Source organism: Pseudomonas sp. UMAB-40 (assembly GCF_900095275.1).
Taxonomy (GTDB): domain Bacteria; phylum Pseudomonadota; class Gammaproteobacteria; order Pseudomonadales; family Pseudomonadaceae; genus Aquipseudomonas; species Aquipseudomonas mandelii_B.
On the sequence record NZ_LT607558.1, the window covers coordinates 129,643 to 148,406 of the forward strand.

An 18,764-nucleotide genomic window follows, 5' to 3' on the forward strand; every position below is an offset into this window, starting at 1 on the left:
CTGAAGCTCAAGCTTGGCGATCACATGGTCTTTACCGTCGGCGGGGTCAATCGCGAAGCGAAGGTCACCAGCTTGCGGGAGATCAACTGGGACAACTTCCAGCCGAACTTCTTCATGATCTTCCAGCCTGGCACGTTGAAGGATTTGCCCGCGACCTACCTGACCAGTTTCTATCTGGCGGCGGGTCACGATCAGCAGATTGTCGACCTGTCCCGGGCCTTCCCGGCGGTCACTATTCTGCAAGTCGAAGCCTTGCTGGAGCAGCTGCGCAGCATCCTCGCCCAGGTCACCCTGGCCGTGGAATACGTGCTGCTGTTTGTATTGGCGGCGGGGATGGCGGTGTTGTTCTCGGGTTTGCAGGCGACCCTCGATGAGCGCATTCGCCAAGGCGCGCTGCTGCGAGCACTGGGGGCCGAACGGCAGTTGCTGGTCAAGGCGCGGCGGATCGAGTTCGGTTTGCTCGGTGCGGTCAGCGGGTTGTTGGCGGCGTTGGGTTCGGAACTGGTGAGCCTGGTGCTTTACCGCTACGCCTTCGACCTGCCGTGGCATCCGCATCCATGGCTGTTGGTGTTGCCGTTGATTGGCGCGGTGCTGATCGGCGGCGCTGGCGTGTTCGGTACCCGTCGCGCGTTGAACGCCAGCCCCCTGACAGTGTTGCGCGAGGGTTGATAGACTCAAGGCCTTTCCCTCACAAGAAGTTGCCATGAGCCGTTATCGCCCTCCCCGCACCGCTGGCACCGCGCTGATCACCCCCGAAGGTGAAGCGCGGATGCGGGCCGAGTTTCATGAGCTCTGGCATGTCCGTCGGCCTCAGGTGACGCAATCGGTCAGCGAGGCGGCGGCCCAGGGGGATCGTTCGGAAAACGCCGAGTACACCTACGGTAAAAAGATGCTGCGCGAAATCGACAGTCGCGTGCGCTTTCTCACCAAGCGTCTCGAAGCACTGAAGGTTGTCAGCGAGAAGCCCAGCGACCCGAATAAGGTCTACTTCGGCGCCTGGGTCACCATCGAAGATGAAGACGGCAAAGAGTCACGCTACCGCATTGTCGGGCCGGATGAACTGGACCTGAAACTGGGCCTGATCAGCATCGACTCGCCGCTCGCTCGTGCGCTCATTGGCAAGGCGCTGGACGCCGAGGTTCGGGTCCAGACACCGACCGGTGAGCAGTGCGTGTATATCGTGGCGATCGAGTATCTCTAAAGCTTCAGCGGCGCGTGATCAAACCTTGCCGGGCAACCCGGGTCAGTTGCTTGATCACTTCAGGTGCGTCCTCAATGCTGGGCGATTGAATCACCGCCAGATCAAAACTGTCGCTGGCAAATCGCGCCAGTGATTCACCGTCTTCGACAAACTGGATCAGGAACGCCGCAGGGCCGCCGGTACGACGTGGCCAGCCATCGAGATAACGCAGGAGCGTCGGCTGATGTTTCCCGCCAAGCAGGATTTTTGGATTGCGCTGGGTGAGGTGTGCCGTGATCGGCGCGGGGCGTACAACAGGGCTTAGTGCATTCATTGGGTCGTGTCTCTGCCTCAAAAGTCTGCATGGCAGGTGAGAGGCAACACCGAACCAGCGCTTTAGCGGTATTTCGAAGCCTGTTTCAAGCTTCTATCGGCAACTGGATGAGTCACCTGGCGCCCCGCAAGTAGCTGTTTAAATCGGCGCATGAGCAGCATCCTAGAGAAGCTGACCGGACAGTGTCAAGAATGACGCACAACAAAAAAGGCCCGCGCAATGCGGGCCTTTTCGTTGAGCCAGAGCGGTCAGTCAGCGATCGCGCGGTCTACCGACAGTTTGCCGGCACCCTCGATCAGTACAGCGATGCTGCCGCCGAGCAAGGCCAGAGCGAATTCATAACCGTTGTTGGACATGAACAGGCCGTGGCTGATATGCACGGTAAAAATGGCGACCAGCGAAAGAAAGGTCAGCCCCAGTGCTGCCGGGCGTACCAGCAGACCGATGATCAGGGCCAGACCGCCGAAGAACTCGGTACCACCGGACAGGATCGCCATCAGGTGACCCGGTGCCAGACCCAGGCTTTCCATGTACTGCGCGGTGCCGGCAATGCCGTAACCACCGAACATGCCGAAGAGTTTCTGCGCGCCGTGAGCGGCAAAGATGATACCGACGAAGATCCGCAGAACGGTCAAGCCGTAGCCAGCGCGGGTAAACAGTACCTTGTTGATCAGTGTGCTCATGCTGTGTCATCCATTGTGATTGTGTGTTGGTTGGCCGCTATAATAATCGACAAACCAAATGTTAAAAGCGCGATTTTTGCGACATAACAATCAGTTTAGTCGATCATTTTCGTGAGGCAACTTTCTGCCCCTGGGGCTCCAACGATTCCCTCTCACGATCGAACGCCAAGTAATACTTGTTCACGCTATTAACATAGCTGACGGCACCCATTCCCACTTGCTCCATGGCAATGCGCTCGACCTGGAAGAACCACTGATTGGGATTCAGGCCTCGGCGCCGGGCTTCGGCGCGCATGCCCTGCACCCGTTCCGGCCCCATGTTATAGGCCGCCAGCACGAACGCCATGCGCTCACGCTCGTTGAGTTTGGGGCTTGCGAAGAACTTGCGTCGGATCATCGCCAGGTACTTGGCCCCGGCCTGCACATTGGCGTCGAGGTTCTGAATGTTGTTAACCCCGACGCGCTGGGCGGCGGACGGAGTGATCTGCATCAGGCCGGTGGGGCCGCTGCCGCTGCGGGCGTTGGGTTGCAGGGCAGACTCCTTGAAGGCCAGCGCTGCCAGGTTCAGCCAATCCATGCCCTGGGCATCCGCGTGCTTTTGCAGCACCGGGCGAAGTTTTTCCAGACGCTGGCGATCAGCCTTGGCCAAGGGATAGTGCACTTGATACAGACGTCGATAAATGCGCAGGAACGCCGCATCCTGGTCCGACGGTTTCTTGTAGGTGGTCAGGAAGCGATCGATGCTCGCGCGCAGCATCGAGGCGTCGCGGCGCACGAACCAGAACTCTTCGCCCGGGTCGCTGATCGACACCTGCTTATCAAAACGTAATTTGGGCAGGATCTTGCCCCAGCGCTCGGCAATCGGTTGCTCGACAATGGTCAGGTGAAAGATCCCGCCCTGGACCATTTCCAGAACGTCCTCGACCGCCAGACTGGGGTCGACCCATTCGATTTTCACCGGTGCCAGCTTGTGCAGTGCAAGCTTTGAATTGATCTGACTGACCGCATCCCCAGCCGCGCTGCCAGTGGGCAGCGCCAGGGTTTTACCCGAGAGTTGTTCGACGCGGGTGTAACGGCGCTCCCCCTTGATGCCCACCAGCACCAATGGGATGTTGCTGGCAATCGGTTCGCTGCTGCTGATCGCATGGCCCGGTTGCAAATCGAGCAGCTCCCCCGGCGCCACCAGGTCGCCTTCCCCGCGCTGCAAGGCACCGAGCAGTTGGTCCTTGCCTTTGGGAATGATCTTGAGGGTGACTTCCTGACCGTCACGGGCGTGACCGTTGAGGTATTGCTCGAAGGCGCGCAAGCGGTGGTATTCGACGCCGATGGCCTGCCCCTGGACTTCGCCGGAACTGTTGCGGCTCTGATTGACCAGCACCCGCAACACTCGACTGCTGCGAATCTCCGCCAGGTCACGGACCTTGGCCGCCGGCACGGCTTGCAGCGGGCCGGCCAGACGCGCGACCGCCGGCATCGGCAGCAGCAACGAACAGCACAGCAGTAGCAACATCGAGGGACGTGTCATCCACTCTCCGGAAAGAATACTGGGCCGACCTCATGAGTTTTCATGAAATCGAACGACAGAAACAGAGCGCCTTGAGCGCTGACAAAGTGCGAAAGACTGGCACAGTGATGGCACCTTGGCCACCCCGGCGTGTCTCGCGGCATCAAGAGACAGCTTTAACTCGTTGTAGTTCTTGGCTTTTCTTATAAATCTACAGCTCTGATATGCTTTCCGGCCTTTGGTCCGAGGTAGCACCATGCAACTCATCGATATCGGCGTCAACCTGACCAACCCCAGTTTTGGTGATAAACACCAGGCCGTACTTGATCGCGCGTATGCCGCGGGGGTCTGCCAATTGGTGCTGACCGGCACCAGTGTCGAAGGCAGCGAGCAGGCGCTGGAGCTGTGCCGGCATCTGGACGAAACGGCCCAGCGGCTGTTCGCCACCGCAGGCATTCACCCTCATTCGGCCAGCGACTGGAACGCCGACAGCGACCAGCGCCTGCGCAGTTTGCTCAAGGAACCCAACGTGGTGGCCGTGGGTGAATGCGGGCTGGATTTCAATCGCGATTTCTCGCCGCGTCCCCAGCAGGAAAAAGTCCTCGAAGAGCACTTGGCGATGGCGGTCGAACTGCAATTGCCGGTGTTCCTCCATGAACGCGATGCCAGTCAGCGACTGCTGGAAATCCTACGTGATTACCGCGATCAACTGCCGGCCGCAGTAGTGCATTGCTTCACCGGGGAAAAGAAGGCGCTGTTCAGCTACCTCGATCTGGATTTGCACATCGGCATCACCGGCTGGATCTGCGACGAGCGCCGGGGCACGCATTTGCATCCGTTGGTGAAAGAGATAAAGCGCGGGCGTTTGATGCTGGAGAGCGATGCGCCGTATCTGTTGCCACGCAGCTTGCGACCCAAGCCGAAGAACGGTCGCAATGAACCGGCGTATTTGACGGAAGTGTTGCGGGAAGTGGCGTTGCATCGGGGTGAAACGGAAGAGGATCTGGCCGCCCACACCACTGCCTGCGCACGGGCGTTTTACGGCCTGCCCTCAATCCCCCAGTAATCACAAATCCCCCTGTGGGAGCGGGCTTGCTCGCGAAGGCGTTGGAACAGTCAATGTAGAAGTCGACTGATTCACCGCTTTCGCGAGCAAGCCCGCTCCCACAGGGGATTTGTGATGATCCTTGATCCACATCAAGTTCAGAATCGCTGCATAGCGGCACAATGCTGGCACCTTGCCAATACTGTTTCCGCTATCAGAGAAGACCTCCATGGGTGCCTGGCTTAGCAACATCTCGCTGAAATACAAATTCTGGGCGGTCAATGCGGTCGCCTTCTTGACCACGCTCTTACTGGTGCTGTACGCCGTGCAGCTCGAACAACAGGCCCGCAGCCAAGCCTCTCAAGTGTCGGCTCAGGCGCAGGCTCGCTTGCTCAATGCCTGGCCTGCCGGACAACCGTTGCCCAAGGCCGATAATCTGCTGACCTTCAGTCGCGGGCAGGCGCCGTTGCTGAACGAGCAACCGGTGCTGGAACTGGCCGAGGCCAATGGCTGGGTCAAGATCAATTCCATGCCGCTATTCGGCGACAACCCGTTGATGGGCGCTGAGGTGTTCTCCCGCCCCGACGGTCAGCAGGTCGCGGTGATCGCCCATGGCCCGAGCCTGAGCCAGGTGTTCGGCGAGCGCTTTCCCAACTACGCGGTGGCGGTGTTCATCCTGATGCTGGCGATGCTGGGCGCTTCGCAGCTATTGATCCGCTTCCTGCTGAGTCAGCTCAACACCTTGAAAGATGTGATGCTCCACGTCGAGAAAACCGGCGACCTGTCAGCCCGTGTGCCGCTCGCCTGCAAGGACGAGGTCGGGCAGATGGCCAATGCCTTCAATGCGATGCAGGCCGGTTACCAGCGAGTGGTCAACACCGTCGCCAGCACCGCCCGGCAACTGGATGTCGGCGCGGCACGACTGGCTTCGAGCATGAACGAGGTGCGTCACGGCATGCTCGGCCAGCAAAGCGAAACCGATCAGGCTGCCACGGCGATCAACGAAATGACCGCCACTGTCTATCACATCGCCCAGCACGCCGGCGCAACCCGCGACCTCTCGCAAACTGCTGACACCTTGGCTGGCAGCGGGCAGGAAGTGGTCAGTCGGGTGCAGAAATCCATCGCCGGGTTGTCCAGCGGCGTACAGCAGACGGCCGAGATGATCCAGCGCCTGGCCGAGGACAGTCAGAAAATCAACGGCGTGGTCGGCGTGATTCACAGCATTGCCGAGCAGACCAATCTGCTGGCCCTGAATGCTGCGATTGAAGCGGCACGGGCCGGCGATATGGGCCGTGGCTTTGCGGTGGTTGCCGATGAAGTGCGCAACCTGGCCAAGCGCGTGCAAACCTCGACCGACGAGATCACGATCATGGTCTCCGCGTTGCAGGCCGGGACTCGGGACGCGGTGGACTTCATGCAGGAAAGCTCGTTCAAGGCCGACGATTGCGTGCAACAGGCCCAAGAGGCTGGCGTCGCGCTGGCACAAATCACCAGCGCGGTGGCGCAGATGCGCGAAAGCAATACGCAGATTGCGGTGGCGGCCGAGCAGCAGAGTCAGGTCGCGGAAGAAATGAACCGGGCGGTGGTGAGTATTCGGGACGTGACCGAGAACACGGTGCAGCAAACGGTGGATTCGGCGACTACCAGCAACGAGCTGGCGGCGTTGGCCGGGGAATTGAACAAGGCGATCGGGCAGCTCAAGCTTTGAAGGCCTCTTCGCGGGCAAGCCTCGCTCCTACAGGGAATTGCGCGCTCTTGATGTTGTAGGAGCAAGGCTTGCCCGCGAAGGCGTCAGCCCGCTCAACATCAATCCTGACCATGACCGCTATCACTTCGATAGCCAACCTTGATTCGTCGCTCGCAGTGACCACGCCTATTCTTCAATCATGTGTTCAACATGGATCGAGGATTAGCATCATGGGCAAACGTCACCCCAACCTACCCGCCTGGCAATGGCGCGCCTACCCGGGCAATCACCAGCACCCGACCAATCTGGTGTTGCACCTGATTGCCGTGCCGCTGTTCATCGTGGCGTTTCTACTGATTGTTTCCGGGGTGTTCGGCCTGAACTTCGTGAACTTCACCATCGGCGTCATTGGCGTGATCGCCGCGTTGGGCTTGCAGCGCCATGGCCACAGCCTGGAGGCGCAAGCCTCCGAGCCGTTCAGTGATCGTAAAGATGCGCTGTCGCGCTTGCTGGTCGAGCAGTTCCTGACCTTCCCCCGGTTTTTCCTCAGTGGCGGCTGGTGGCGCGCCTGGCGTGAGCGCCACCGTCGTCACTGATCAGGCGAAAATCGTCACCGTCTGCCGGCTCATGGCGATCAACTGACCGTCCGCGCTCCACAGTTTCGCGGCCGCGTGACCGTAGCCGTCAGCACCATGCTCAATTTCCACCAGGTATTTGCACCAGTCCAGCGTACTCAACTCGAGCAACGGCTGGACGAATTCGATGGTCCAGGTCAGCGTGCTGCCCATCGCGGGTTTGCTCAGGTGCGGCAACAGAGCCGGTGGCCAGGCGTCCACCAGTGCCAGAATGTGCGACTCGCCGAGCGCCTCTTCCTTCACATCCCCACGCAAACGCACCCAGCCACCCATTTCGCGGGATTTGTTGCCGGTGAACGGCAGACCGCCGACACTCCAGCGCATCGCCAGGTGCTGCATGAATGCCGGGAGTACGCCTTTGATATACGGCAGTTCCTGGCAATCGTCCCAGTGCTTCATTTCAGGTGCCGGCTCGGCCGCGACCGCCACTTCGGAAGGTCGCGAGGCACCGAAGCTGCCCTGGATCAGCGTCACCACTTGGCCCTTCTGCATCGCCCGGCCCAGCACCTGACTGACGGCTTTGCCTTCACGCAACACATCGACCTCAAAACTGACCGGCACCTCCGGTTCGACCGGCCCGACAAAGGTGATCGCCAGCGAACGCACCGGCCGGTCCGCCGGGACTTTTGCGCGCATGGCTTCGAATTGCAACGCGGCCACCAGGCCACCGAAACTGGCACGCCCCTGCGCCCATTCAGCCGGGATAGACAGCTCCAGCGGCTGGCTGCGGACGGCGTCGAGCAGATCGGAAAAGCGCATGGGAACCTCGGAGCGGAAAAAGGATGGAGGGATGTTAACCAGACGGCGAGGCAGGCACAGCGCTTATTCCGGCCAAATAGACTGACAAACAAGCCGGATCCACACGACCCCCTGTAGGAGCTCCTACACAGCTCCTACAGGGGCCGGGGATGGTTTCAGGATTTGAAGCAGGCGGCGCTGAGTTTGTCGAGGACGCGATCGGCGCAGCCTTCGGCCTTGGCCATGGTGGTTTTCCAGACCGCGACGCAAGGTTGCAGATCGGGTTCCTGTTCAGCCTTGGCCAGCCATTGAAAACAGTCATGCCATTCGCCCAGGGCACCTTGCGCAGACTTCAATCGCGGCATCGCCGCTTCAGGCAATCGATCCAGTTCGGGATAGGCGTCGATGCCATAGCGCACACGCTTGATCAGCAGGCGCAAGCGATGGCGATCATGGGCAGGATCATGCAGGGCCTCATCCAGCTTCTTCCATTGTTTGGCGAGGCGTTTTTCGATGCGTTTGCGCAAGCCCTTGAGCAAACCCTGGCGTTGGGAGGCACGGATAAATCGCGGAAAAGCATCGACGATCATCAACAATTGCGTCACTTCGGGGCTGGTCGCCACCGCCGGATACGCCGCGGCCATCTGCGCCATGCGCCGTTGCGCCGCCTCGGGTTGATCGTGCTTGAGCAAGTACGCCGCCAGCACCTCGCGATCACGCAACGGCGTGGTCAACTCGCCCACCCGGGACGCCGCCGCTTCCAGCTGCTCGACCCCGGGGAGACCGCGTAGCGGGCGCAACAGACTGCGCAAACGGCGAACCGTGGTGCGCAGGTTGTGCAGCGCTTCCGGGTCGGTGCGTGCACTCAAACGCGCCTGGCACGCCAGCAGACGAACTTCCAGACCCAGAACATGAGCCACCAACCGATCAACCAAGGCAGACATCGTTTGCTCCCTGAAGCGAATTTCCGTAAGCCTAGATCATGCCTCAACGACCAGCGCGTGACTCACGAATATAGAAGCGCGCCTTCTCGGCCTTCTTGGTGCAGCCTTCAAAGCCTTCGAATTGTTGCTGGGTCTTGGCCGCCGTCAACAGCGACAGAGCCTTGGAGTAGCTGACGGTGCCAGCGAAACCCTCGGCCTTGGCCAGGTCCAGTTCATGCCACGCCGCGTCGAGCCCACTACCGCAGCTGTCACGATAAGCGGTTTTACCGGCACAACCGGCGAGAGCCAGGGCAATCAATGGCACGTAAATCCAGGCTTTCATCACTCACACCTCAACATTAGGTAAACAGTCGTGCTGGTAAGACGGTCTGGCACGTGAAAAGTGCCTTGGCCGCGCCACGCAAACTTCAAGCGTGCGTGAGAATACCCATGCGCCGCCATGGAGTGTCGAAAAAACGACGCTCTGGGTCCGCCGAGCGACCTTAGCGATTGAAGCGCGCCCCTCGATGGGTGCATTGTTGAACCTTGTCAGACGAGGGCGATTCATGAAAAAGCGTGTCGCACTGGTGCTGGGCTCAGGCGGGGCCCGGGGCTATGCCCATATCGGTGTCATTGAAGAAATCGAACGACGCGGCTACGACATCGCCTGCATTGCGGGATGCTCGATGGGCGCCGTGGTCGGTGGGATCTACGCCGCCGGCAAACTTGACGATTATCGCGACTGGATCGAAAGCCTGGACTACCTCGACGTCTTGCGCCTGGTGGACGTCAGTTTTCGCCTGGGCGCGATTCGCGGGGAGAAAGTGTTCGGGCAGATCCGCAAGATCGTCGGCGAGATCAACATCGAAGACCTGCGAATTCCTTACACGGCGGTGGCCACGGACCTGACCAACCAGCAGGAAATCTGGTTCCAGGAAGGTTGCCTGCACCAGGCCATGCGAGCCTCGGCAGCGATTCCGAGCCTGTTCACGCCCGTGATGCAGGGTAATCGCATGCTGGTGGACGGCGGCATTCTCAACCCTTTACCGATCGTGCCCGTGGTGTCGAGCCATTGCGACCTGATCATTGCGGTCAACCTCAACTCCACCAACCAGCGCCACTATCAACTGCCGGTGATTCAGCGTCCGCCCGCGTTCAAGACCCGGTTCGACAGCCTGATCAATTCCCTGGGTTCAAAAATGCCGTTCCGCCGCAAACAGGCAGAACAATTGCTGCTGCTGGAAAAGGAAGCGTTGATGGCCGAAGCGGCCGACATCAACCCCTGGATCGAGTCCGCCGAACCCGAAGCCCAGCAACCGGCGGCCGCCCCCGAACGCGAAGGCGCACCGAAGTCGGCCACTGGATCTTTCATCATCGACAACGTGGGGCCGGCGTCCTTGCTGGACCTGATCAACCAGAGTTTCGAGGTGATGCAGACGTCGTTGGCGCAGTACAAGATCGCCGGGTATCCGCCGGATATCTTGATCAACGTGCCGAAACGGGTGTGCCGGTTTTTCGAGTTTTACAAGGCGCCGGAGTTGATCGCGTTGGGGCGGGAGATTGCGCGGGATACGTTGGATCGGTATGAGAATGAGCGGGATTCCTGACGTTTTCGGGTGAATGATCCGGCCTCATCGCGAGCAAGCTCGCTCCCACAGTGGACTCAAGTGAGGCACAAATTTTGTGACCACCAAAGATCACCTGTGGGAGCGAGCTTGCTCGCGATGGGGCCGGATCATTCAGCAAACAGCTAAAGGCTGCCCTCACTCAACAATCGATACCCAACCCCCGCTTCGGTCACGATAAAGCGCGGCTGAGTCGGATCATCCGCCAGCTTCTGGCGCAAATGCCCCACCACAATCCGCAAATAATGGCTGTCTTCGGTATGGGTCGGCCCCCAGATATCTTTCAGCAGTTGCTGTTGGGTGATCACCCGCCCGGGGTGCCGGGCCAGTTGCGCCAACACCGCATACTCTTTGCGGGTCAGGGCGACTTCGGTGCTATCGAGCAGCACCCGGCGATAGGCCAGGTCCACGGTCAACGGGCCGAACGTCAGCGCCGCTTGCTGAGCCTCACCCGCGGGCGCCTGGCGCAACAAGGCGCGCACCCGGGCCAGGAACTCCTGAATACCGAACGGCTTGGTCACGTAATCGTTGGCACCGCCATCGAGTGCTTCCACCTTCTGCCCTTCGCCGGCACGTACCGAGAGCACCAGCACCGGCACTGTCGACCATTCGCGAAACTCGCGCAGCACTTGCTGGCCGTCCATGTCCGGTAAACCGAGGTCGAGCACCAGCAGGTCAGGCTTGTTCAGCGCCGCCTGCGCCAGGCCTTCGGTGCCAGTGCCAGCTTCCAGTACTTTGTAGCCTTGGGAGGCGAGGCTGATGCGCAGGAATTTGCGGATCTGCGGTTCGTCGTCGATGACCAAAATGGTCGCGGTCTGGCTCATGAATTCACATCAAAAAAAAGAAGTAGCAAGAGAGTAGCGCAAGCGCGTTCAGGCTTCACTTTCGTATCCCGGTTGTTCCTGCAAAGGCAAGTGAAGCGTGATGCAGGTACCGCGCCCCTCAATACCATCGGCGACACTTATCCGCCCGCCATGCGCACCGACCATTCCCTGACAGATAGCCAGCCCCAGCCCCGTGCCCTGCCCGCCCCGATCACCGCGCGCAGCGGTGTAAAACATGTCGAAAATCTTCGCCCGCTCCTCCTCCGGAATTCCCGGCCCCTCGTCGCTGACCGAGAAAAACAGCTCGTTGTCATCGGCGCCGGCGCGTAATTGCAGACGGCCGTGAGGCGGAGAAAAACGCGCGGCGTTTTCCAGCACGTTGACCAGCGCCTGCTCGATCAGCGCGGCATGCACGTACAGCAGCGGCAATTCGGCCGGCACTTCGGTGCTGACCTGCAACGGCGCCAGCACCGCGCGCAGGCGATTGAGTGAACTGCCGACAATGTCGGCCGGCGACACCCAGTCCCGCGCCAGCTTCAATGCGCCGTGACCGAGGCGGGTCATGTCCAGCAGGTTTTGAATGTAGCGGTCGAGGCGCTCGGCTTCATCGCGGGTGCCTTCGAGCAGTTCACGGCGATCCTCCAGCGGGATGGCTTCACCGAGGGCCAACAGGCTGTCGATGCTGCCGCGCATGGAGGTCAACGGCGTGCGCAAATCGTGGGATACCGACGCCAGCAAGGCACTGCGCAACTGCTCGGTTTCGCCATGCAGGCGCGCCGCTTCCAGGTCTTCGGCCAGTTGCGCACGCGCCAAGGCCTGGGCCAGCGGCTGACTCAACGCTGTCAACAAACGCCGACGCTGACCGCTCAAGGTCTGGCCTTCTTTGGCACAGACGCCCAGCAGCGCCAACGGCCCCTCCTCCACCGACAACGGCCACCACCACCAACGCCCGAACGGCAGCGTGCCAGTGCCCGCGCCCGCCGGCTGGTCGTGTTGCCAGGCCCAATCGGCAGCGGCACGCTCGGCTTCGGAAAACGCCAGCGGGCCGCCGGTTTCGACCTTCCAGCCGCCCTGGCCGTCGCGGTTGAGCAGGCACAGTTGCAGATCGCTCCAGCCGTTGAGGTGCTGGGCCGCCGCGCTGACCACAGCCTGGCGGTCGGTGGCAGCAGTGAGTTTGCGCGACAGGTCGAGCAGTTCGGTGGTCTCTTCCTGGGTGTCGCGCAACGCCTGCAATTGCCGCCGTTGCCGCGCCGCGAGGTTACCGGTAAGGGCCGCCATCAGCAGGAAGAACAGCAAGGTCAACACGTCTTCTTCGCGCTGGATGGCGAACGAGAAATTCGGCGGAATGAACAGAAAGTCATAGGTCAGAAACGACAGTGCCGCACAGGCCAGCGCCGGGCCGAGGCTGCTGCGCACCGCCACCAGCAACACGGCGGCGAGGAACACCAGCGAGATATTCGGCAGCGGCAAGACACTCGCCACTGCCCAGGCCAAAGCACTGGCCAAAACCGTTGCCACCACCGCTAAAGCGTAGTCGAACCAGACCAGCGTTTGCGCCGAACGCTGGCGCGGCTGATGCTGTTCGTGCTCGCTGTCGAGGACGTTGATTTCCAGCCCGCGCGCATCGCGCAGCAAGCGTGACGCCAGTCCGCCGCCGAACAACCGTCGACGCAAACGCTGCCGGGACTGACCGACCAGCACCAGGCTGGCACGACGTTCGGCAGCGTGCTGAATCAATGTTTTTGCGACTTCACCGGCGCGCAGTAAAACCACTTCGCCGCCCAGTCGCTCGGCCAGTTGCTGGGCACTTTGCAGGCGCAGTCGCGATTGTTCGTCGCGCACGCTACCGTTGTCCACGTGCACCAGGCTCCACGGCAAATGACGACGCTGGGCGACGCGGCTGGCGTGGCGCACCAGGCGCTCGGCCTGAGCATCGCCATCGACGCCCACCAACAATCGACCGCGCACCGCTGGCGCGGCCTGGCCGAGTTGTCGATAACCCTGGGCCAGGTCATCGTCGACTTGCGCAGCGGCGGTTTGCATCGCCAGCTCGCGCAAAGCAGTGAGGTTGGTCTGGGTGAAAAATGCGTCGATGGCCGCCCGCGCCTGCTCCGGCACGTAGACCTTGCCATCGCGCAGACGCTCAAGCAGTTCGCGTGGCGGCAGGTCGATCAGCAGCAGTTCGTAGGCTTCTTGCAGCACCCAGTCCGGCAGGGTTTCGCGAACCTGCACGCCGGTGATCCCGCGGACTTGATCGTTAAGGCTTTCGAGGTGCTGGACGTTGACCGTGGTGAACACGTCGATGCCAGCGGCGAGCAGTTCCTGGATGTCTTGCCAACGTTTGGCATGACGGCTGCCGGGGGCATTGGTGTGGGCCAGTTCGTCCACCAGCACCAGCTTCGGCTTGGCCGCGAGCAGGCCGTCGAGGTCCATTTCTTCAAGCATCACGCCACGGTATTCCGAACGCACCAAGGGCTGCTGCGGCAAGCCGCCGAGCAGTGCTTCGGTTTCGGCGCGGCCGTGGGTTTCGACCACACCGGCGATGACTTTCACGCCCTGGCGCAGTTGGGTGTGGGCGGCTTGCAGCATGGCGTAGGTCTTGCCGACACCGGGCGCGGCGCCGAGGAAGACCTTGAGCCGGCCACGGCCATCGCGGGGCAGGTCTGCTAACAGCGCGTCGGCGCGGCCGGAGTCACTCATGCTTGAAGCTCTCTTTATTCAGATGTTGATGTGGTGATTGTTCTGCCGCCATCGCTAGCAGGTCGAATCGTCGCGCCGTAGCTCCCACAGGGGAATGCCGACTTCCTGTGGGAGCTGCGGTGCGACGATTCGACCTGCTAGCGATTGGCGGCGCCACCGATCTACAGGTTTTCCAGCGCCAGGTTCAATGCCAGCACATTAACCACTGGCGGGCCAACGAGCGGCTGCTCAATGTGCGCATTCATCAATTGCTGAAGCGTAGACACCGGCAAATTACGCGCTGCCGCAACACGCGCCAGTTGATAGGCAATCGCCGCCGGTGGCAAGTGTGGATCGAGGCCGCTGCCGGAGGTGGTCACCATCGCCAAGGGCACTGGCCCCTGACCGGGCACCAGCAGTTTGTTGGCATCGTCAATCACGCGAGTCGCGAGCGTCGGGTTGCTCGGCGAGAGGTTGCTGGCACCGCTCGCCACGGTGGCAAACGCACCCGCCGATGGCCGTGGATGGAACCAGGCATCGCCGACGAAATCCTGGGCGATCAGTGAGGAGCCGCGGACCTTGCCGTCGGCGTCACGCACCAGGCTGCCATTGGCTTGATCCGGGAACGCGACCTGGGCGACGCCGGTGACGACCAAGGGGTAAGCGACGCCGGTAATCAGGGTCATCAACACGAGCAGGCTCAGTGCGGGACGTATCATTGTGGACATTTCAAAATCCTCGAATTCAAAGAACATTCATCAAGCACACACGTCACTTGTGGCGAGGGAGCTTGCTCCCGCTCGACTGCGAAGCAGTCGTAAAACCGGTCAATGCGGTGTGCCTGAATAAACACGGTGCCCAAGTGGGGCTGCTTCGCAGCCCAACGGGAGCAAGCTCCCTCGCCACAAAAGCCGCTCCCACCCGTTTGCTGAGGGTTAAACCAGATGCAACGCCGTCAACAGCATGTCGATGGCCTTGATCCCCACAAACGGCACCAGGATCCCGCCCAACCCATAGATCAGCAGGTTGCGTCGCAGCAACGCCGCCGCACTCGCCGCCTGCACCCGCACGCCGCGCAACGCCAGTGGAATCAGCACCACAATGATCAAGGCGTTGAACACAATCGCCGACAGAATCGCGCTCTGCGGACTGGCCAGATGCATGACGTTCAGCACGCCCAATTGCGGGTAGATCGAGGCGAACAACGCCGGCAGGATCGCGAAGTATTTGGCCACGTCGTTGGCGATGGAAAACGTCGTCAACGCACCGCGGGTCACCAGCAATTCCTTACCGATTTGCACCACGTCCAGCAGCTTGGTCGGGTCGCTGTCGAGGTCGACCATGTTCGCCGCCTCGCGCGCGGCTTGCGTGCCGTCGTTCATCGCCATGCCGACGTCAGCCTGGGCCAGGGCCGGGGCATCGTTGGCGCCGTCGCCGCACATGGCGACCAGGCGACCGTCGTTCTGTTCGTGGCGAATGCGCGCCAGTTTTTTCTCTGGCGTGGCCTCGGCCAGCACGTCATCGACGCCCGCTTCGGCGGCAATGGCAGCGGCGGTCAGCGGGTTGTCGCCGGTCACCATGACCGTGCGGATGCCCAGTTTGCGCAGCTCGGCGAAACGCTCGCGAATGCCGGGCTTGACCACGTCCTTGAGGTGAATCGCGCCGAGCAATTTACCCTCGGCGCAGACCAGCAATGGGGTGCCGCCGCTCTGGGCGATCTTGTCGATTTCCCGGGACAGGGACGGTGCCAGATCGGCGCGTTTCAGGCCGACGAAGGCCAGCAGCGAATCCACTGCGCCCTTGCGATACACGCGGCCCTGATAGTCGACACCGGACAGACGAGTTTCAGCACTGAACGGTACGGCAGTCAGCAGCTCGGCGCTTGGTTCAGGCTGCGGATGCAGGCCGCGCAGATACTCGACGATGGATTTACCTTCAGCCGTGTCATCGGCCAGCGAGGCGAACAGGGCACCCTCGGCGAGTTCCTTGGCGGTGACGCCAGGTGCCGCATAAACCGCGGTGCAACGACGGTTACCGAAGGTAATGGTACCGGTCTTGTCCAGCAGCAGAACGTGTACGTCCCCCGCCGCTTCCACGGCGCGACCGGATTTGGCGATGACATTCAGACGCACCAGACGGTCCATCCCGGCGATACCGATGGCGGACAACAAACCGCCAATGGTGGTCGGAATCAATGTGACCAGTAACGCCACCAGGAACACCAGCGGCAGGCTGCCGTTGGCGAAGTGGGCGAACGGTTGCAGGGTCACGACCACCAGCAGGAAGATCAGGGTCAGCCCGATCAGCAGGATATCGAGCGCCACTTCGTTCGGGGTTTTCTGGCGTTTGGCGCCTTCGACCAGGGCGATCATGCGGTCCAGGGTCGACTCGCCCGGGTTGGCGGTGATGCGCACTAACAGCCAGTCGGACACCAGGCGGGTGTTGCCGGTGACGGCCGAACGGTCGCCTCCGGACTCACGAATCACCGGCGCGGACTCACCGGTGATTGCCGCTTCGTTGACCGCGGCGATGCCTTCAATCACCTCGCCATCACCGGGGATCATTTCCCCGGCTTCGACGCGCACCACATCGCCCTTGCGCAGAGCGGTGGCCGGCACCACTTGAAAAGCGCCGTTGCTGGTTTTGCGACGGGCGCTCAGGCCTTCGCTGCCGGCCTTGAGGCTGTCGGCGCGAGCCTTGCCGCGACCTTCGGCCAACGCTTCCGCGAAGTTGGCGAACAGCACCGTGAACCACAACCACAGGGCGATTTGCGCAGCGACGAAGGTCGGCACGGCGCTGTCGGGAATGAAGCACAGCACGGTGGTCAGGATCGCGGTCAGTTCGACCACCAGCATCACCGGCGCGCGTTGCAATTGCCGTGGGTCGAGCTTGACGAACGCTTGCACCAGCGCCGGGCGCCACAGGGCCGAGATCGCGGTTTTGGGTTGCTCCGGCGCCTTGGCGACGACGGTTTTGCTTACAGGCATATTCATGATGGATTCCTTAGAAGCCCATGCTCAGATGTTCGGCAATCGGACCCAGTGCCAACGTCGGCAGGAAGGTCAGTCCGCCCACCAGCAAAATGGTCACGGTCAGCAGAGTCACGAACAGCGGGCCATGGGTCGGGAAGCTGTTCTGGCCGATTGGTGCGGTTTTCTTCATCGCCAGGCTGCCGGCCAGGGCCAGTACCGGGAGGATGTAACCGAAGCGACCGATCAACATGCCAAGACCGAGCATCAGGTTGTGGAACGCCGTGTTGGCACCGAAGCCGCCAAACGCCGAACCGTTGTTGGCACTGGCCGAGGTGTAGGCGTACAGCAACTGGCTGAAACCGTGGGCTCCTGGGTTGCTCACCGCCGCCACAGGGCCGGGCAGACTCGCGGCAATCGCGCCCAGTACCAGCACGCCGACCGGCATCACCAGCAAGGTCACCACCAACAGCTGCACTTCCTTCGCTTGCAGTTTCTTGCCAAGGTATTCCGGCGTGCGGCCGATCATCAGGCCGGCGAGGAACACCGCGATCAAGACGTTGAGCAACATGCCGTAGAGCCCGGCGCCGACGCCGCCGAAGATCACTTCGCCGACCATCATGTTGACCAGCGCGACCATGCCACTGAGCGGGTTAAGGCTGTCATGCATGCCGTTGACCGAACCGTTGGACGCCGCAGTAGTGGTCACCGACCACAGCACAGTGGCGGTGGTGCCGAAGCGCGCTTCCTTGCCTTCCAGCGGCGCAGTCTGTTCGACGGCGACGTTGTTCAGGGTCGGGTTCGGTTGGTATTCAGCCCACAACGAAGTTGCGCCGCCGATCAGGAACAGCGCGAACATGCAAGCGATGATCGCGCGGCTCTGACGCAGGTCTTTCACGTAGTGGCCGAAGGTGAACACCAGGGCGACCGGGATCAGGATGATCGAGACCATCTCGAACAGGTTGCTCCACGCCGTCGGGTTCTCGAACGGATGCGCCGAGTTGACGCCGAAGAAACCACCACCGTTGGTGCCCAATTGCTTGATCGCAATCTGGCTGGCGGCCGGGCCCAGTGGAATCACCTGATCGACGCCTTGCATCGTCACGGCATTCACGTACTGCGCGAAGGTTTGCGGCACGCCCTGCCAGACCAGGTACAGCGCCAGCAACAGGCACAGCGGCAGTAAGCCGTAGAGCGTGGCGCGGGTCATGTCGACCCAGAAGTTGCCCAGGGTCTTGGTCGATTTGCGACCGATACCGCGACACAGCGCAACCAATACCGCCAGGCCGGTGGCAGCGCTGACGAAGTTCTGCACGGTGAGGCCGACCATCTGACTCAGGTAGCTGAGCGACGCTTCACCGCTGTAGGCCTGCCAGTTGGTGTTGGTCATGAAACTGATGGCAGTGTTGAACGCCAGCGTCCACTCCTGGCCCGGCAGGTTTTGCGGGTTGAGCGGCAAGTGGTCTTGAAACAACAGGATCACGAACAACAGCAAAAAGCCCGCGAGGTTGAAGGCGAGCAAGGCCAGGGTGTATTTCTGCCAGCTCTGTTCGGCCTGCGGATCAACGCCGGCCACCCGATAACAGCCACGCTCCACAGGTCCCAGGATCGGTGAAAGCCAGGTGCGCTGACCTTCCATTACCTTGTAGTAGAACCGCCCAAGAAACGGTGCCGGGATCAGCACCAAGGCAAAGAAGGCCAGGATCAGCCAATAGTCATAACTGTGCATAGCCGCTCCTAGTTCCGGTCCGCGCGCAACAGCGCAACCAACAGATAAATGAACAGCCCCACTGCCAATAGCAGTGACACCCCGTCCAGAACGCTCATGGAAGTTCTCCGTGTTACGGCGTATTGCCGCGTGTGGAGTCATTGTCGGCAGGGAGGCTGTAAAGGAACGAGATCGAGGGGTGTGGCGGGGCATAAAGAAAGCGTAAA

Annotated in this window: 18 protein-coding genes; 6 read left to right on the top strand and 12 right to left on the bottom strand. The window is 61.3% G+C overall.

Annotated elements, in window-relative coordinates; genetic code table 11:
* Positions 1-669 (top strand): ABC transporter permease (locus K0F88_RS32370; RefSeq protein WP_306823123.1); only part of this gene is annotated, 669 nt, incomplete at its 5' end.
* Between the two features lie 34 nt (positions 670-703).
* Entirely contained in the window at positions 704-1,201 is a 498-nt protein-coding gene (gene greB / locus K0F88_RS13220; protein ID WP_033057207.1) for a transcription elongation factor GreB, read from the top strand.
* Between the two features lie 4 nt (positions 1,202-1,205).
* Here greB and K0F88_RS13225 read toward each other — a convergent pair whose 3' ends face one another.
* The 3 genes from K0F88_RS13225 to K0F88_RS13235 all read right to left on the bottom strand — a co-directional run bounded on the left by K0F88_RS13225 (position 1,206) and on the right by K0F88_RS13235 (position 3,722).
* Positions 1,206-1,514, bottom strand: coding sequence for a hypothetical protein (locus K0F88_RS13225; RefSeq protein ID WP_094468403.1), 309 nt, complete (start codon positions 1,512-1,514; stop codon positions 1,206-1,208).
* A 248-nt stretch (positions 1,515-1,762) separates the two neighbouring features.
* Positions 1,763-2,197, bottom strand: a complete 435-nt coding sequence (locus tag K0F88_RS13230; protein WP_094468404.1) for a DoxX family protein — start codon at positions 2,195-2,197, stop codon at positions 1,763-1,765.
* Positions 2,198-2,300: 103 nt separating this feature from the next.
* Entirely contained in the window at positions 2,301-3,722 is a 1,422-nt protein-coding gene (locus K0F88_RS13235) for a transglycosylase SLT domain-containing protein (protein WP_219095326.1), read from the bottom strand.
* Between the two features lie 235 nt (positions 3,723-3,957).
* On the opposite strand from K0F88_RS13235, the gene K0F88_RS13240 reads away from it, so the two are divergent.
* The 3 genes from K0F88_RS13240 to K0F88_RS13250 all read left to right on the top strand — a co-directional run bounded on the left by K0F88_RS13240 (position 3,958) and on the right by K0F88_RS13250 (position 7,032).
* On the top strand, positions 3,958-4,767 hold the full coding sequence (locus K0F88_RS13240) for a TatD family hydrolase (RefSeq protein ID WP_219095327.1): 810 nt from the start codon (positions 3,958-3,960) through the stop codon (positions 4,765-4,767).
* Between the two features lie 208 nt (positions 4,768-4,975).
* The gene (locus tag K0F88_RS13245) at positions 4,976-6,457 is read left to right on the top strand and encodes a methyl-accepting chemotaxis protein (RefSeq protein ID WP_219095328.1); all 1,482 of its coding nucleotides are present in this window, start codon (positions 4,976-4,978) and stop codon (positions 6,455-6,457) included.
* A gap of 209 nt (positions 6,458-6,666) precedes the next feature.
* Positions 6,667-7,032, top strand: coding sequence for a terminase (locus tag K0F88_RS13250; protein ID WP_094468408.1), 366 nt, complete (start codon positions 6,667-6,669; stop codon positions 7,030-7,032).
* On the opposite strand, the gene K0F88_RS13255 is transcribed toward K0F88_RS13250, so the two are convergent.
* The 3 genes from K0F88_RS13255 to K0F88_RS13265 form a co-directional block, all read right to left on the bottom strand.
* Positions 7,033-7,830, bottom strand: coding sequence for an acyl-CoA thioesterase II (locus K0F88_RS13255; protein WP_219095329.1), 798 nt, complete (start codon positions 7,828-7,830; stop codon positions 7,033-7,035).
* 155 nt (positions 7,831-7,985) lie between these two features.
* On the bottom strand, positions 7,986-8,753 hold the full coding sequence (locus K0F88_RS13260) for a CHAD domain-containing protein (RefSeq protein ID WP_219095330.1): 768 nt from the start codon (positions 8,751-8,753) through the stop codon (positions 7,986-7,988).
* Between the two features lie 43 nt (positions 8,754-8,796).
* Entirely contained in the window at positions 8,797-9,075 is a 279-nt protein-coding gene (locus K0F88_RS13265; RefSeq protein WP_094468410.1) for a hypothetical protein, read from the bottom strand.
* A gap of 223 nt (positions 9,076-9,298) precedes the next feature.
* On the opposite strand from K0F88_RS13265, the gene K0F88_RS13270 reads away from it, so the two are divergent.
* Positions 9,299-10,339, top strand: a complete 1,041-nt coding sequence (locus K0F88_RS13270) for a patatin-like phospholipase family protein (RefSeq protein WP_219095331.1) — start codon at positions 9,299-9,301, stop codon at positions 10,337-10,339.
* A gap of 143 nt (positions 10,340-10,482) precedes the next feature.
* On the opposite strand, the gene K0F88_RS13275 is transcribed toward K0F88_RS13270, so the two are convergent.
* The 6 genes from K0F88_RS13275 to kdpF form a co-directional block, all read right to left on the bottom strand.
* The gene (locus K0F88_RS13275) at positions 10,483-11,181 is read right to left on the bottom strand and encodes a response regulator (RefSeq protein ID WP_219095332.1); all 699 of its coding nucleotides are present in this window, start codon (positions 11,179-11,181) and stop codon (positions 10,483-10,485) included.
* Between the two features lie 48 nt (positions 11,182-11,229).
* The gene (locus K0F88_RS13280) at positions 11,230-13,881 is read right to left on the bottom strand and encodes a sensor histidine kinase KdpD (RefSeq protein ID WP_219095333.1); all 2,652 of its coding nucleotides are present in this window, start codon (positions 13,879-13,881) and stop codon (positions 11,230-11,232) included.
* Between the two features lie 161 nt (positions 13,882-14,042).
* The gene (kdpC, locus tag K0F88_RS13285; RefSeq protein WP_094468414.1) at positions 14,043-14,588 is read right to left on the bottom strand and encodes a potassium-transporting ATPase subunit KdpC; all 546 of its coding nucleotides are present in this window, start codon (positions 14,586-14,588) and stop codon (positions 14,043-14,045) included.
* Positions 14,589-14,795: 207 nt separating this feature from the next.
* On the bottom strand, positions 14,796-16,853 hold the full coding sequence (kdpB, locus tag K0F88_RS13290; protein WP_219095334.1) for a potassium-transporting ATPase subunit KdpB: 2,058 nt from the start codon (positions 16,851-16,853) through the stop codon (positions 14,796-14,798).
* A 10-nt stretch (positions 16,854-16,863) separates the two neighbouring features.
* Entirely contained in the window at positions 16,864-18,558 is a 1,695-nt protein-coding gene (gene kdpA / locus K0F88_RS13295) for a potassium-transporting ATPase subunit KdpA (protein WP_219095335.1), read from the bottom strand.
* An 8-nt stretch (positions 18,559-18,566) separates the two neighbouring features.
* Entirely contained in the window at positions 18,567-18,656 is a 90-nt protein-coding gene (gene kdpF, locus K0F88_RS13300) for a K(+)-transporting ATPase subunit F (RefSeq protein ID WP_007899818.1), read from the bottom strand.
* Positions 18,657-18,764: the final 108 nt, after the last annotated feature.

Excerpts from the sequence above, each read along its gene's own strand:
- K0F88_RS13250 (WP_094468408.1), top strand. The coding sequence starts at position 6,667 with ATGGGCAAACGTCACCCCAACCTACCCGCCTGGCAATGGCGCGCCTAC.
- K0F88_RS13260 (WP_219095330.1), bottom strand. The coding sequence starts at position 8,753 with ATGTCTGCCTTGGTTGATCGGTTGGTGGCTCATGTTCTGGGTCTGGAA.
- greB (WP_033057207.1), top strand. The coding sequence starts at position 704 with ATGAGCCGTTATCGCCCTCCCCGCACCGCTGGCACCGCGCTGATCACC.
- K0F88_RS13270 (WP_219095331.1), top strand. The coding sequence starts at position 9,299 with ATGAAAAAGCGTGTCGCACTGGTGCTGGGCTCAGGCGGGGCCCGGGGC.
- K0F88_RS13255 (WP_219095329.1), bottom strand. The coding sequence starts at position 7,830 with ATGCGCTTTTCCGATCTGCTCGACGCCGTCCGCAGCCAGCCGCTGGAG.
- kdpB (WP_219095334.1), bottom strand. The coding sequence starts at position 16,853 with ATGAATATGCCTGTAAGCAAAACCGTCGTCGCCAAGGCGCCGGAGCAA.
- K0F88_RS13245 (WP_219095328.1), top strand. The coding sequence starts at position 4,976 with ATGGGTGCCTGGCTTAGCAACATCTCGCTGAAATACAAATTCTGGGCG.
- K0F88_RS13230 (WP_094468404.1), bottom strand. The coding sequence starts at position 2,197 with ATGAGCACACTGATCAACAAGGTACTGTTTACCCGCGCTGGCTACGGC.
- K0F88_RS13225 (WP_094468403.1), bottom strand. The coding sequence starts at position 1,514 with ATGAATGCACTAAGCCCTGTTGTACGCCCCGCGCCGATCACGGCACAC.
- K0F88_RS13235 (WP_219095326.1), bottom strand. The coding sequence starts at position 3,722 with ATGACACGTCCCTCGATGTTGCTACTGCTGTGCTGTTCGTTGCTGCTG.
- kdpA (WP_219095335.1), bottom strand. The coding sequence starts at position 18,558 with ATGCACAGTTATGACTATTGGCTGATCCTGGCCTTCTTTGCCTTGGTG.
- kdpC (WP_094468414.1), bottom strand. The coding sequence starts at position 14,588 with ATGTCCACAATGATACGTCCCGCACTGAGCCTGCTCGTGTTGATGACC.
- K0F88_RS13240 (WP_219095327.1), top strand. The coding sequence starts at position 3,958 with ATGCAACTCATCGATATCGGCGTCAACCTGACCAACCCCAGTTTTGGT.
- K0F88_RS13275 (WP_219095332.1), bottom strand. The coding sequence starts at position 11,181 with ATGAGCCAGACCGCGACCATTTTGGTCATCGACGACGAACCGCAGATC.
- K0F88_RS13265 (WP_094468410.1), bottom strand. The coding sequence starts at position 9,075 with ATGAAAGCCTGGATTTACGTGCCATTGATTGCCCTGGCTCTCGCCGGT.
- kdpF (WP_007899818.1), bottom strand. The coding sequence starts at position 18,656 with ATGAGCGTTCTGGACGGGGTGTCACTGCTATTGGCAGTGGGGCTGTTC.
- K0F88_RS13280 (WP_219095333.1), bottom strand. The coding sequence starts at position 13,881 with ATGAGTGACTCCGGCCGCGCCGACGCGCTGTTAGCAGACCTGCCCCGC.